Origin of the sequence: Gilliamella sp. HK2 (assembly GCF_001690265.1) — a bacterium.
In the GTDB taxonomy this organism is placed as follows: Bacteria; Pseudomonadota; Gammaproteobacteria; order Enterobacterales; family Orbaceae; genus Gilliamella; species Gilliamella apicola_C.
The window spans coordinates 1-13,394 of the sequence record NZ_LZGV01000088.1; the positions used below are offsets into that span (position 1 = coordinate 1).

General features: G+C 34.8%; 13 protein-coding genes and 1 tRNA gene. 6 read left to right on the plus strand and 8 right to left on the minus strand.

Annotated elements, in window-relative coordinates:
- From truD to A9G45_RS09165, 5 genes are all read right to left on the minus strand, one after another.
- Positions 1-557: tRNA pseudouridine(13) synthase TruD (gene truD, locus A9G45_RS09145; RefSeq protein ID WP_065572394.1), on the minus strand; the 557-nt coding region annotated here is incomplete at its 3' end.
- A gap of 21 nt (positions 558-578) precedes the next feature.
- Positions 579-1,064, minus strand: a complete 486-nt coding sequence (gene ispF / locus A9G45_RS09150; protein WP_065567912.1) for a 2-C-methyl-D-erythritol 2,4-cyclodiphosphate synthase — start codon at positions 1,062-1,064, stop codon at positions 579-581.
- Between the two features lie 4 nt (positions 1,065-1,068).
- Entirely contained in the window at positions 1,069-1,782 is a 714-nt protein-coding gene (gene ispD, locus A9G45_RS09155) for a 2-C-methyl-D-erythritol 4-phosphate cytidylyltransferase (protein WP_065567911.1), read from the minus strand.
- Positions 1,782-2,078 (minus strand): cell division protein FtsB, encoded by a 297-nt coding sequence (ftsB, locus tag A9G45_RS09160; protein WP_065567910.1) that lies wholly within the window; start codon positions 2,076-2,078, stop codon positions 1,782-1,784. The genes ispD and ftsB overlap by 1 nt, the downstream gene beginning before the upstream one ends.
- Before the next feature lie 21 nt (positions 2,079-2,099).
- Positions 2,100-2,426: a TusE/DsrC/DsvC family sulfur relay protein gene (locus A9G45_RS09165; RefSeq protein ID WP_442903037.1), complete on the minus strand. Its 327-nt coding sequence runs from the start codon at positions 2,424-2,426 to the stop codon at positions 2,100-2,102.
- A 182-nt stretch (positions 2,427-2,608) separates the two neighbouring features.
- Here A9G45_RS09165 and A9G45_RS09170 point away from each other — a divergent pair.
- The 4 genes from A9G45_RS09170 (at position 2,609) to A9G45_RS09185 (ending at position 6,306) form a co-directional block, all read left to right on the plus strand.
- A tRNA-Ser gene (locus tag A9G45_RS09170) sits at positions 2,609-2,696 on the plus strand.
- Between the two features lie 342 nt (positions 2,697-3,038).
- Positions 3,039-3,575 carry a YbhB/YbcL family Raf kinase inhibitor-like protein gene (locus A9G45_RS09175; RefSeq protein WP_065567909.1) on the plus strand — a complete coding sequence of 179 codons (537 nt, stop codon included), beginning with the start codon at positions 3,039-3,041 and terminating at the stop codon, positions 3,573-3,575.
- A gap of 22 nt (positions 3,576-3,597) precedes the next feature.
- Complete coding sequence (locus A9G45_RS09180; protein ID WP_065567908.1) at positions 3,598-4,407, plus strand: helix-turn-helix domain-containing protein; 810 nt, start codon at positions 3,598-3,600, stop codon at positions 4,405-4,407.
- 537 nt (positions 4,408-4,944) lie between these two features.
- The gene (locus A9G45_RS09185; protein WP_065567907.1) at positions 4,945-6,306 is read left to right on the plus strand and encodes a hypothetical protein; all 1,362 of its coding nucleotides are present in this window, start codon (positions 4,945-4,947) and stop codon (positions 6,304-6,306) included.
- A 76-nt stretch (positions 6,307-6,382) separates the two neighbouring features.
- On the opposite strand, the gene A9G45_RS09190 is transcribed toward A9G45_RS09185, so the two are convergent.
- From A9G45_RS09190 to sohB, 3 genes are all read right to left on the minus strand, one after another.
- Positions 6,383-7,984 (minus strand): bifunctional aspartate transaminase/aspartate 4-decarboxylase, encoded by a 1,602-nt coding sequence (locus A9G45_RS09190; RefSeq protein WP_065567906.1) that lies wholly within the window; start codon positions 7,982-7,984, stop codon positions 6,383-6,385.
- Between the two features lie 29 nt (positions 7,985-8,013).
- Positions 8,014-9,714 carry an aspartate-alanine antiporter gene (aspT, locus tag A9G45_RS09195; RefSeq protein WP_065567905.1) on the minus strand — a complete coding sequence of 567 codons (1,701 nt, stop codon included), beginning with the start codon at positions 9,712-9,714 and terminating at the stop codon, positions 8,014-8,016.
- A 288-nt stretch (positions 9,715-10,002) separates the two neighbouring features.
- On the minus strand, positions 10,003-11,100 hold the full coding sequence (gene sohB / locus A9G45_RS09200; protein ID WP_065567904.1) for a protease SohB: 1,098 nt from the start codon (positions 11,098-11,100) through the stop codon (positions 10,003-10,005).
- A 152-nt stretch (positions 11,101-11,252) separates the two neighbouring features.
- Between sohB and A9G45_RS09205 the strand changes: the two genes are divergently transcribed.
- Both A9G45_RS09205 and A9G45_RS09210 read left to right on the plus strand, forming a co-directional pair.
- Entirely contained in the window at positions 11,253-12,953 is a 1,701-nt protein-coding gene (locus tag A9G45_RS09205) for a formate--tetrahydrofolate ligase (protein WP_218057084.1), read from the plus strand.
- Positions 12,953-13,372, plus strand: a complete 420-nt coding sequence (locus A9G45_RS09210) for an RnfABCDGE type electron transport complex subunit B (protein ID WP_065567902.1) — start codon at positions 12,953-12,955, stop codon at positions 13,370-13,372. The genes A9G45_RS09205 and A9G45_RS09210 overlap by 1 nt, the downstream gene beginning before the upstream one ends.
- Positions 13,373-13,394 lie beyond the last annotated feature (22 nt).

Consider the following 13,394-nt stretch of genomic DNA (forward strand, 5'->3'; position numbering starts at 1 on the left):
CTATCTTTAACCGTAATAGCCCCTTTTGCCCAGTTTATAGCTTGGGTAATATTATTTTCACCACGGCCAAAGCGTTGCTCACCAAAATAATTAGGCACACCATGTTGTTTGATCAATGCTAATTTAGATTCGATTTCAGATTGAGCGGTTAAATCTCTTAAAATAATTTTAAAATAGTTACCTTTTAACGCCCCTATTTTTAATTTTTTATTATGCCGGGTAACTTTTAATATCTGACAATTTGCTAAATCAAATCCTGAGAAGTCTGGCGTTTGTTGACCTGGCATATGTAAGCTAAACCATTGCGTTGTTATCGCTTGACGATCTTTTAATCCTGCATAACTCACTAACTTAGTTGAAATACCAACATATTTAGCTAACTGTTCAGCCACAAAAATAGTGTTACAATCACGTTTTTGCAAATAAACTAAAACATGCTCACCCTCACCAGTCAACTCAAAACCAAGATGTTCTGTAACGACAAAATCTTCGTATTGTTGCTTATATTGCCCTGTGGCTGTCGGTTTTCCATATAAATAATTAAGTTGTGTTAACACTTGTATTGCCTACTTTTAAATTTAATCTGTTTTAGTTTTTCGAGCTAATAATACTACTGCTTGGCAAGCAATGCCCTCTTTACGTCCCGTAAAGCCTAACTGCTCGGTTGTTGTTGCTTTTACACTAATTTGCTCAAAATGAACTTTTAAATCTTCAGCTATATTAACTCTCATTTGATCAACATGCGGTCTCATCTTGGGTTCTTGCGCAATGATAGTGGCATCTAAATTCACTAATTCATAACCTTTAACTTGAACAATACTGTACACATCTTTCAATAAGATCCGACTATCTATGCCTTTATATTTTGGATCTGTATCGGGAAATAGCTTACCAATATCGCCTAATGCTAATGCACCAATCAGCGCATCTGTTATTGCATGTAATAAAACATCGCCATCAGAATGAGCAATAAGTCCATATTGATAAGGAATTTTTACACCAGCAAGCGTAATTGGACCTTCACCACCAAACTTATGGACATCAAATCCATGACCTATTCTCATATTTTTACCTATTTAAAATTTGCTTAGTTAAATAAAAATTAGCCAACGCTAAATCTTCAGGACGCGTTATTTTTATATTGTCTCGACGACATTCAATTAATAAAGGATGCCCCCCACAATACTCAATAGCTGAAGCTTCATCAGTAATTGCGATATGGTTATTTAAAGCATGTTGTAAGCAAGATTTTAACTCACCAGCATTGAATAATTGAGGTGTTGCTGCGCCCCATAAATAAGTTCGATCTTCAGAGTAATCAATAATAGTGTCATTATCTTGGCATGCTCGTTTTATCGTATCGCTAATACGCATAGCCAAAATACCACCTTGCTTTTTATTAATCACCGTTTCTATCAAGCGAGATATGTCATCATGATCCACACAAGGTCTTGCGGCATCATGAACTAATGCCCATTGCTTATCATTTAATAATTGTAATCCAGCTAACACAGAATCAGCACGAGTTTTACCGCCTAAAGTGATACTAATGTTATCGTGCGAAGCTATTGAGAGCGAGCTAAAGATGTTATCCTCAGGGCTAATAACAACAATAACTTTCGCTATTTGAGGGTGTGTTAATAATTTATTTAGTGTGTGCTCTAAGATTGTTTTTGAATCGATTTTTAAATACTGTTTAGGGATTTGGCTATTCATGCGACAACCAATTCCTGCAGCTGGCACAATAGCGATAATATTATTAAGATTATTCATGTTATGCATTATCGTTTTTTTGAATCTGAATCAATAATAATTCGATAAAAATATTCATTAGCTTTTACCATACCTAAATGACTGCGAGCCCTCTCCTCTATCGCTTCAGAACCACGTTGTAGATCGTTAATTTCAGCAAACATTTGCTCATTACGAGCCTTCAATTTCTCATTATCAGCCCGCAAACTGGCTAACATCTCTACATTATCTCGATAATCGTACACATTATTTTTGCCATACCATAAAGAATATTGGAGATAACCAAACACAACTAATAGTAATAAAGGGAGCTTCCATCTTATCATGAATGTAACGTTATCCTTTATCTATATACATTTAACGGGCTTTGGTAAGCCTGCAAGTTTAGTCGCTTGTTTAGCTGGGCCATCAGGAAATAACTTATACAAATAGCGACTATTACCCTTTTGTGCACCGAACTTCTTTTCCATCGCTTTAACTAACGCACGTATAGCTGGTGATGTTTTATATTCTAAGTAAAAATCACGGACAAATAAGATAACCTCCCAATGCGCATCAGTTAACTCAATACACTCATTAGCAGCCAGTTCAGGAACCAAATCAATAGTCCAATCCTGCCAGTTTTTTAAATAGCCTTTATCATCGGTTTCTATTTGCTCTAACATTTTTAACATACGCTAATTCATTTGCGTTTTATTATACTCAATTAATCAAAATCCAACACTAATTTTGAAAAAGAAAGCGCTATTATTGTATATTTTCTATATAATTTGATTGAATTTAAAGCAAACGATAAAAAATATTAAAATAGCTATTTACAAATAAGCAAGTCTACTTTAATATTCACAGCCATTGCGGAAGTGTGGCTGAGCGGTTGAAAGCACCGGTCTTGAAAACCGGCGAGGGGCGACCCTCCCAGAGTTCGAATCTCTGCGCTTCCGCCATCTTCTCTCAAGGCATAGAAGAAATCAATATCTAAAAAATCATATCAAATAAAACACCATGTTTTAATGTTTTGTTAGGGACTGTCAAGTTAACTTTTAATGGTAAATTGTAATTTGATAGCTATCTTCTAATTCAAACCCATGTTAGAAAATTAATTTGACAATATCCATACAAGGGATGGGTTAAATTGATAGCACCAAATCGTGTTAAAAAACTTCACTAAACTCTAAATAGAATTATTATCTAAGCACATTTGTACTATAATTGAGCTAATTTGTGCAGAATTTTTATTATTTTCTATCTAAAATAATTTCACTCTAATTTATGATAAGAGAAATAAAGTGAAAAAGATAATAATTTTTATTTTGTATTTAGTCAGTTTTAATACTTTCGCACAAAGCTTTAGCATACAAAGTAGTGATCTGTCCAAGAATGGTTTTACTAGTCAATATATTGCTAATGAATTTGGCTGTAAAGGTGAGAACATTTCACCTAGTCTTAGTTGGAACGATCCACCTCAAGGTACAAAAAGCTTCGTCATTACTATGTATGACCAAGATGCGCCAACTGGCTCTGGTTGGTGGCACTGGGTAGTCGCCAATATACCTGCGAATGTAAATTATATTGTAAAAAATGCAGGTAATAATACCTTGCTATTACCAAAAGGAAGCAAAGCTGTGCGCAATGATTTTGGTAATGTTTATTATGGGGGGCCATGCCCACCCAAAGGCACAAGTCATCGCTATATTTTTACTATTTATGCTTTGAGTATTGAACATATTAATGTTAGTGATTCAACATCACCCGCATTAATAGGATTTATTGCAAATACGAATCTATTAGGTAAAGCGACAATAATGTACAATTATCAGCAATAAAATATTGCTAATAGGATATTTTTTGAATCAGGTAATAAAAAAATCACAGCAACTTACTACATTAGGTCAGTACTCACGAGTTTCACAAAGTTGTAATTATAAATTATCGCAGGTGAGAATAGTTGATCCAATGTTAATTCGTATAGTTCAAGGATCAAAGGTTATCAGCTATAAAGGTGAAATTTATGAGATATTAGCAGGAGAATTATTAGTTGTTCCTGCTAACAGTCTTTTAGATATTACTAATCAAAATATTCAAAATAAAATTTATTTGGCCGACTGTTTTACTTGGCCACAAGAAATACTAAAACAGTATGAGTCTTTAAAAACCACACAGTCAACAGACTTTACCCATCAGATAAAAATCGTGCGATCTGTTCCCAATATTTTTAATGCATCAATAAATTATACAATCAGTATTATTCAAGATCCTCTCTCAAATTATGATTTGCTTTTACATCAATTTATACAATTATTACGATGCTTAGAAATAGTAAATATTAATTTTCCTATCTCAGTAAATGAAGGTCTTAAGCAGAAGCTGGAACGATTAATTTTAGGTGCTCCTACAAAAAAATGGCAATCAAAAGCAATTGCAAAACATTTTGCCATGAGTGAGTCAACATTAAGGCGACGCCTATCTGATGAAGGAACAAGTTTGTCTAATATACTGTTTGAGGCAAGAATGAGTTATGGATTAAAGCTACTACAAACCACTCATTTAAATATTACACAAATCGCACAAGAAGTTGGATATGATTCAGGATCTAGATTTGCAATTTATTTCCGTAAGCGGTTCGGTTTTTCACCAAAGCACATGAGAGATAGATAATTTTGAACCAGAGTGTTTTGTAATTCTTTGGTTGGCACCGTCAAATTAACTTTTTTCATAAAGCTAAATTTGATGATCATCACTCAGAACTTCGGTTTGACTTTGATTGAACACCATATTATTTTAGTCCATAGCAATCCAATATAGTCCACTTTTAAAAGGCAGAACAGAGTTATATAGATGAGATGAGGCGATTAATAAATAAATTATATTAAATCAATTATTTGAAATTAACTGGGATATTTTTATTTTCTCCTGTGCTTCTGTCATCTTCTTTAAGTTTACATTAGAAATAAATATATTAAAATCCAGTATACTATTTCACATTAGTTCTTATTATCTTGAATTGTCAATTACTTCTTTATTTGCCACTTTCTTACATACTAAATCTGCCAATATAACCACAAGTAGCAGCCAATAATCAAAAATGTGTTATCAATAGATTATCTGTATTAAGATTATTATACAAAAATAGTTAACTTGACAACATCAAACCGCCAGTTAGAATGAAAATACGTTAGACTAAGGGACATATAGATGCGTATTTTTTCTTGTATTATTCTTTTTATTCAATGGTATATTATTTCTTGTGTACTAGGAAAGGATGATAACATCATACTTAGTCAAGAAAAAATAACGAGTTTTATTGTTTGGGTATTTTTTATTTTTAATTGCCTGATTGCATTGATTTATTGGGCTATAAAATCAAAAAAAACCAATGCAGATGGCATCATAATATGCCTATTGTTGAGTATTATACTTGCTATACCACTCAACAGAAACATTATTGAGAGCAATAGAGCGCGATATCTCGAGCAAAAGCATAAGCTTTATGATCAACGTATGAGTGAAACATTAACCCCTTTTTATAAAGGTTCGGGTACTGAAGATGAAAAACGAATCCAACGTCTTAGAGAGGAGTTTGTTGATAAATATACTGAACCAGGGTTAAAATTTAGCAATGATAAAGATAGAGAACGCTTGCTCTGCCCCCAGAAGACACACTCTTGGGTAACTAATGATCAACAATATATTATATTGACTTGCCAATACCCTGATAATTCGCTTGCCCACTATGCATATGCAACCTATAAAGAAAACGGTTCGCCAGTTACATATTTAAGCGAGCAAAATTATTTTGAAGAAAAAGAGGTATTACCATTCCCTTATCTACATTTAATAACAGAAGATGATTATAGTAAAATCTATACTGATCCGATTGATGGGACAAGATATGGTAAATATTATGACAAACTATATGTTATACCTACTGTAGATAAGAATGAAAATGATCTAAAATCTCATATTAATGATAGTGTTATTGAATTTCAAAAACAACATATAACTCAATTCCCTAATGATAAAGTGATTAAATTGGCTTACTATTTATTGGCCTCAAATCAATGTCAAACGGTAGATAATGTTGGCTTATTTGGCGATGATAGGCTAATAATAAAATGTAATCAAAAATCTTTTGCTGTCAATTATCAAAAACTTTATCAATCGGTTCCTGAGCCATCTTCAGTGATTCCATTAGAAGTATTTGGTAATAATCAAGAGAATGAGCAGCAAGACTGCTTAACTTGTGCTTGTTCAAAAACAGGTCAGGCAAAAGTAGAATATGCACCTGATTTTGACTCATCAAGGCTAAGAAAAATGATTGCTAAACAGTGTGAAAATGATAATCAATGGCCTTATAATAAATGCGTTGGTTTTTATTATGAGAGTTTATTAAAAACCAATTTTGGCAATTACTTAAGAGTATCCATTGTCCATGTAAAAAATGATACTCTAGTCGCACAATGTGTTGTAGAAGTGACAGATCAAAAGTTTACAGCATTACAAAAGCAAACTAAGCTGAAAACAGATGGAACACCTCGTAATACATTGAAAAATTAACTTGCTAACTCAATAAAAAAACCCTAGATAAACTAGGGTTTGATTAATAGTTAGATGAACAAATCTAAATAATTAACTATTTTTTATCTGATTTGCCCTTATACTCATCATAATACTCTTCAGCCAATTTACGCATTGATAAGCCAATCGCTGCATATTGATATTCATTTAAGTTAGCTAACGATGCTCGAGCAGAAGGATGTTGTACAGCAAATCCTTTACCTGGTAATAGAACGACCCCCGCTTCGTCTGCTATTCTAAATAACATCTCAGTCGGATTTTTATTTTTTAATATCCATTGAGCAAATTTATCGTCATATAATTCTCGGCAAATATGCTCAAGATCAACAAGTGTATAATAATCAACACTGTTTTCATCAGTTGTATGTTTAAGCCCCAAATGTTGGTAAAGCGATGCTGCACGGCGACGAATAAGTGATTTTAATGCGTTTTTATAGCTTTGATCACTATCCATCATTTCACACAATGCAAATAAGACCATTTGTACTTGTTGTGGTGTTGAAAGGCCGGCAGTGTGGTTTAATGCTACAGCGCGGCTATCAGCCACTAAGCGATCGATAAATTTAAGATTTTCCGGATCAGTTGTTATTGAGCTATAGCGTTTATTTAAGATCTGTTTAGTTTTGCTTGGTAATGCTTTAATGGTTTTATCTATCACATTATCATTAGCCGTTGCTATAACACCTAATCGCCAACCTGTCGCACCAAAGTATTTAGAAAATGAATAAACTAAAATGGTATTTTTAGGACAAATGGCAAATAAAGATTGGAAATCATCGGCAAATGTACCATAAACGTCATCAGTCAAAATAATCAATTCAGGGCGTTTTTTAACAATATCAGCGATAATTTTTAAGCTTTTATCATCAATTTTAACTGATGGTGGATTAGATGGATTAACAACAAAAAAGGCTTTAATTGCTGGATCTTCTAATTTACGCAATTCTGACTCAGGATATTGCCAATTTGAATTAGGATCAGAATTAATTAATACCTCAACTAATTGATAATCATTAAGTTCTGGAATTTCAAGATAAGGTGTGAATATAGGCGCACCAATAGCAATTTTATCACCTTTTTGAATTAATCCGTTTTCTTTCATGGAGTTAAAAATATAAGCCATGGCGGCTGTACCACCCTCAACGGCAAATAAATCGATATTATCACGATCTAGATATTGGGCCCCCATTTGCTGTAACACATAGGCTTTAACAATATCTTCACTAAAGTGGAGCATTCTATCAGGTACAGGATAATTACATCCTAAAATACCTTCTACCATTTCTTGTAAAAAAGCGTTTTCATCAAGCCCAAGTTGATCTCGGATATAAGAAAAAGCTTTACCTAAAAATGCAACACCAGGGGTATTATAATTTTGACAAATAAAATGTTCAAAGCGTCCAGTTAATCCTGCTTTAATTGGCATACCGCCAACACCTTCATTTAAATATGAAAATGACATTTCGGATTCTTGAGTTGCAAACACACCTAATTGGAAAAATGCTTGACGAGGCCAAGTAGCCAAAAAGTTTGGATTACCTCTACCCGCATTTAACATCACCCGATCAGTATGGCTTTGTGCCAGTTTAATTAAGTTATCTTTTAATTCAAAAGGACTTAAATTAGCATATTGGCTATATTCTGTTTTGTTTTTCATACATTAGTACCCTTAATTTGATATATCAATTAAACAAAAGCAACAACTAATGGACCTAATAAAGTTAGGAAAACATTAGCTAAAGCGTAAGTAATAGCAAAAGAGTTAGTTGGCGTTGAATTGCCAGCTTTATTGAGCACTTCACCAAAAGCGGGGTTAGCACTTCGCGATCCTGCTAAAGCACCAGCAAATACTGCTGCATTTTTATAGCCAAGCACATATTTTCCGAAATAAATGGCAAGTAGCATTGGTAGCAAAGTAACAACCACACCAATTAAAAATAGAGATAAACCTTGTTCTTCAATTGTATTAATTGCTTGAAGACCAGAACTTAATCCCACAATAGCAACAAATCCAGCTAAGCCAAAATCTTTTAAAAGTTGCACTGCACCAGTAGGAATATTACCGATAGTTTGGTGAACCGAACGATACCAACCAAATAATAATCCTGATAAAAGCGCTCCACCTCCAGCACCTAATGTGATAGGAATATTACTTACACGAATCACAATTAAGCCAATAATAAGGCCAACAACAAGCCCTAAACCATGGAATATCCAGTCAGTTTTTTCACTTTTGGTAATGGGTGCACCGATTTTGTCAATAACACGACGAAGATCACTATCAGCACCATAAATAGTAATAACATCACCAAGTTTTAAATAAATATCGTTATTAAGGGGAAGAGGTTGTCCATCACGATTAATCGCTAAAAGATAGATGCCATGTTTTAACTTCATCACTTCATCTGATTGGAGTACTTGGGTAAGATTTTCACCCTCATAACGGCTATTACGCATTTCAACATCTAACTTATTCATTACCACATCCATTCCAGATGCTGAATTCACTTCACTACCAAGTAGATCATGTGCTTTAATCATTGAATCACGATGACCCACAACAAGAATAATATCTTTCGACTTTAATACTGTTTCTGGCATTGCTTCAATGATTTTATTGCCACGTTTGATACGCTCAATACTAATGCCATTAATAGTTTGTTCAACTTGCGCCACTGTTTGATTAATTTTATTGGTAATACGATACAACCGGCCACTAATATCAGATAAAGCTAGATTTTGATCAGAGCTTAATGAAAGCGAACCATGAAGTTGCTCAGCCTGTGCTTTTATTGCGTCATCACCAATATCTTTACCCATGATTTTTGGCAGAATATTGACGCAGACAATAATGGCACCTAGTGAACCAAATATATAGGTCACAGCATAACCAATAGTTACATTTGCTTGCATTTTTCTTAATTCATCTGCGCTTAAACCTAATTGGCTTAATGCATCAGAGGCTGTGCCCATAATTGCCGATTGTGTCAAACCACCTGCGGCTAATCCAGCAGCAAGACCTTTGTCTAAATGGAATAATTTGGCTAGTACGATAACAGTCACAAAACTTGCAACTGCAATAAATAATGCTAAGAAGATTTCACGTAAGGTTTTTATACCAAGTGAACGGAAAAATTGCGGACCACTTTCATAACCCACTGCATAAATAAATAACGCAAAAAGAATCGCTTTAACACCAGCGTCAATAGTCACACCAAAAACGCTTAAAGCGACAGCAACAAGCAACGAACCAGCAACACCACCGAGTTGGAATTTGCCTATCCTAATGCCACCAATCAAATACCCTAAACTCAACGATAGAAATAATAAAATTTCGGGGGAATGTTTTAGTCCATCTAAAATCCAGTTTGAAAGCCATTGAAACATAATAATTGTCCTCAAGCGTAATGATTTATGAATTAAAAAAAGAAATGTAATAAGGTGGAGCTATATCCATCAAACTATATGAATATAGACTTATATTAAATTGCAATTAGATTAATAGATAGTCAGTTTTAACAATTAATATTATCGTTAGAAGATAATAGATAATGATTGTGGGAATTAAATAAAAAAGATAATGATTTGATTTATAAATAAAAAATAAATAATATGCCAATCAGCATATTATTAATACGAAATTACGAATAATTCAATGCATTATAAAACGGGCTATCACAGCCCGTTTCCTTGCCTTAAAAATAGTCTTTCCACACCTTTTATTACATTTTTAGCTAACTTTTCAGATAGTTTTTGCCGACGTAAATAACTAACAGAGATAATTTTATGTGTATCTAAGTGAGATAAGATAAAGTCATCACTCGTACTGATTTCGTCAACTAAGCCTTTATCTTTAGCTTGAGTTGCAAACCAGTGCTCGCCAGTTGCAACTTGTTCGATATCAACATTTGGGCGGTATTCTTTAACAAAGTCTTTAAATAAAAGATGAGTTTCTTCAAGCTCTTGTTTGAATTTTTGTCGACCTTCATCGGTGTTTTCACCAAACATGGTTAAAGTACGCTTATACGCACCTGCTGTTTGCAATTCAATATCCACATCATGTTTTTTAAGCAAGCGATTAAAGTTAGGAATTTGAGCAACTACCCCAATAGAGCCCACAATAGCAAATGGTGCAGCAATGATTTTTGACGCAGTACATGCCATCATATACCCACCACTGGCTGCAACTTTATCGACGACAGCCGTAAAAGGAATATTACGCTGTCTAAACCGTAACAACTGCGATGCCGCAAGCCCATAGCCATGAACTACACCACCAGGGCTTTCAAGTTTTACTACAATTTCATCTTCTGGTTTAATAACAGCTAATACAGCGGTAATTTCTTGGCGTAATTCTTCAACTTCGTGCGCATCCATACTACCATTGAAAGACAATACAAATAATTTAGGTTTGACTTGTTGATCTATATCGTTTTCTGCCAACTTTGTTGCATTATCTAGCGCCGATTCTTCTTGGTTTTTGACTTGTTTCTTTTTTTGCTTAGCCGCTAATTTTGCCTGCTTTTTTTCACATTTTTTCTGTTTTTTAATATCTTTCATAAACAGTTTAGCTTCTAGCTCACCCATGCTTGACATTAGCATATCATCTTTGACTTGTTCGTATTCTTGACTAATATCTTTGACAGATAAACGTCCACCAACCGTTGCTGATTTACGACGTTGGCTTAATATAAAAATCAGTATTGCTAAAATGGCAATAACGACTGTCGCCGTCTCGGCTAAGAAAAGCGAATATTCGGAAAACCAATTCATTTAACTATTATCCTTTTATTGAATGTTTTTAATTATTATAACAAGATAATTACCAATTGTGCCGAAAATAAGTAAAGATAAAATTGTCTCTTTATTCGGCAATTCAAATTCTTTATACTGACATTCCAATTTATTGTTAGATGAGAACTTATATGCCATTACGCCCAATTACCGAAATAGCAAAAAAATGCAATATCCCTGAAGAATTTGTCCTACCTTATGGCAAACATGTGGCAAAAATCGATTTGTCTATTCTAAAAGCGAATCAAAACAAGCCTAGTGGCAAATTGGTATTAGTTACCGCTATCACACCAACCCCACTCGGTGAAGGAAAAACGGTTAACACTATTGGATTAAGTGAAGGACTAAACTATATTGGTAAAACAGCAATTGCTTGCATTCGTCAACCCAGCTTAGGACCTGTATTTGGTGTCAAAGGCGGAGCTGCTGGTGGCGGTCAAGCTGAAGTATTACCGATGGAAACGTTAAATTTGCATTTAACGGGCGATATTCACGCAATTACTGCAGCTCATGACTTGGCATCGGCAGCATTGGATTCGCGCCTTTATCATGAAGCGCGTTTAGGCGATGAATTTACTGCACAAACTGGTTTACCTCGTCTAAATATTGATGCAAATCGCATTGTTTGGAAACGAGTAATTGATCATAATGATCGCTCGCTTCGCAAGATTACTGTTGGTGTTGGCGGTGGTGTTAATGGAATTACACGGCAAGATGGATTTGAAATTACCGCAGCATCAGAGCTTATGGCAATTTTAGCATTAGCCTCAGATTTACACGATATGCGTAAGCGCATTGGGCGCATAATTCTCGCTTATAATACTCAAGGCGAAGCGATTACCGCAGAGCAACTTGAAGTTGCTGGTGCAATGACAGTCTTACTTAAGAACGCAATTAACCCAAATTTGATGCAAACCGTTGAACATACTCCTGTGCTTATTCATGCAGGGCCTTTTGCTAATATTGCCCATGGTAACTCATCGGTCATTGCTGATCGCATTGCTTTACAACTTGCTGATTATGTTGTAACCGAAGCTGGATTTGGCTCAGATATGGGCATGGAAAAATTCTTCAATATTAAATATCGCCAAGCGGGTATTAAAGCTTCGTGTGTGGTGTTAGTTGCTACCATACGTAGCTTAAAATCAAACAGTGGTAAATATAATATCAAACCAGGACAAGCAATCCCGAAAGAAATTTCAGAATCAAATATTGAATTACTTGAAATTGGTGCAGCTAATTTAGCGTGGCACATCAACAATGCTAAAAGTTATGGGCTACAAGTGATTGTTGCCATTAACCGTTTTCCACATGATAGCGAAGAAGAGTTGGCATTTTTACAAAAATATGCAATTGAGCATGGTGCATTTGCCTGTGAAGTAAGTGAAGTTTTCACTCAAGGTGGTAAAGGCGCAGAAAAACTAGCTAAGCACGTGATTAAAGCATGTGATACGCCAAACGAAATCAAACTACCTTATTCTGACAACCTGCCTCTAGTAGATAAAATTCAAACTATGGTGAAAAAGTATGGTGCCAACAAAGCTAATTTATCGGCTACTGCACTTGAAAATATCAAAGAGATCGAAGCACTAAAACTGGACCAGTTGCCTCTTTGTATTGCTAAAACACCAATGTCAATTAGTGCTGATGCAAACCTAAAAAATGTACCTACCGATTTTGATGTCGATATTAGTCACTTAGCGATTTCAGCTGGGGCTGGTTTTATTCGTGTTTATGCTGGAAACGTGATGACCATGCCGGGATTAGGCACTAACCCTGCTTATCGGCAAATCGATATTGACAAAGATGGTAATATAGTAGGTTTAAGTTAATGCAAGAAATGATTATGCAAACTAAACAAGAATATAAAGCGTTTATTGATGAAGAAAACTGTATTGGTTGTGGCAAATGCATTCGTGTTTGCCCAACCGATGCCATTGTCGGCAGCAAGCAAGTATTGCACACCATTTTGCCACAATTATGTACCTCGTGCAGTAATTGTATTAATACCTGTCCAACAGACTGTATTACATTAAGCACACTAGGTACTGCATTGACTGAATCAGAAGAGTTAGTACTAACTCAGAAAAAACAACAACGTTTGAGCCATAACCAACTCGTACCGCCCACAATATTATTTCCTCGCACAATGCCAGTTAATAATACCAATACGATTGCGCCAAAGGATCGCAAACAATCCATTGCTGATGCTATTGCCAGAGTTAAAGCCAAAAAAAACCTCGCTAAATAGCGAGGTTTTCATATTACGGTAA

What these genes read in the sequence shown, in the direction of transcription:
- A9G45_RS09210 (WP_065567902.1), top strand. Translation starts at nt 12,953, where the DNA reads ATGCAAGAAATGATTATGCAAACTAAACAAGAATATAAAGCGTTTATT.
- ftsB (WP_065567910.1), bottom strand. Translation starts at nt 2,078, where the DNA reads ATGATAAGATGGAAGCTCCCTTTATTACTATTAGTTGTGTTTGGTTAT.
- ispF (WP_065567912.1), bottom strand. Translation starts at nt 1,064, where the DNA reads ATGAGAATAGGTCATGGATTTGATGTCCATAAGTTTGGTGGTGAAGGT.
- aspT (WP_065567905.1), bottom strand. Translation starts at nt 9,714, where the DNA reads ATGTTTCAATGGCTTTCAAACTGGATTTTAGATGGACTAAAACATTCC.
- A9G45_RS09205 (WP_218057084.1), top strand. Translation starts at nt 11,253, where the DNA reads ATGCCATTACGCCCAATTACCGAAATAGCAAAAAAATGCAATATCCCT.
- ispD (WP_065567911.1), bottom strand. Translation starts at nt 1,782, where the DNA reads ATGCATAACATGAATAATCTTAATAATATTATCGCTATTGTGCCAGCT.
- A9G45_RS09165 (WP_442903037.1), bottom strand. Translation starts at nt 2,426, where the DNA reads ATGTTAAAAATGTTAGAGCAAATAGAAACCGATGATAAAGGCTATTTA.
- sohB (WP_065567904.1), bottom strand. Translation starts at nt 11,100, where the DNA reads ATGAATTGGTTTTCCGAATATTCGCTTTTCTTAGCCGAGACGGCGACA.
- A9G45_RS09190 (WP_065567906.1), bottom strand. Translation starts at nt 7,984, where the DNA reads ATGAAAAACAAAACAGAATATAGCCAATATGCTAATTTAAGTCCTTTT.
- A9G45_RS09185 (WP_065567907.1), top strand. Translation starts at nt 4,945, where the DNA reads ATGCGTATTTTTTCTTGTATTATTCTTTTTATTCAATGGTATATTATT.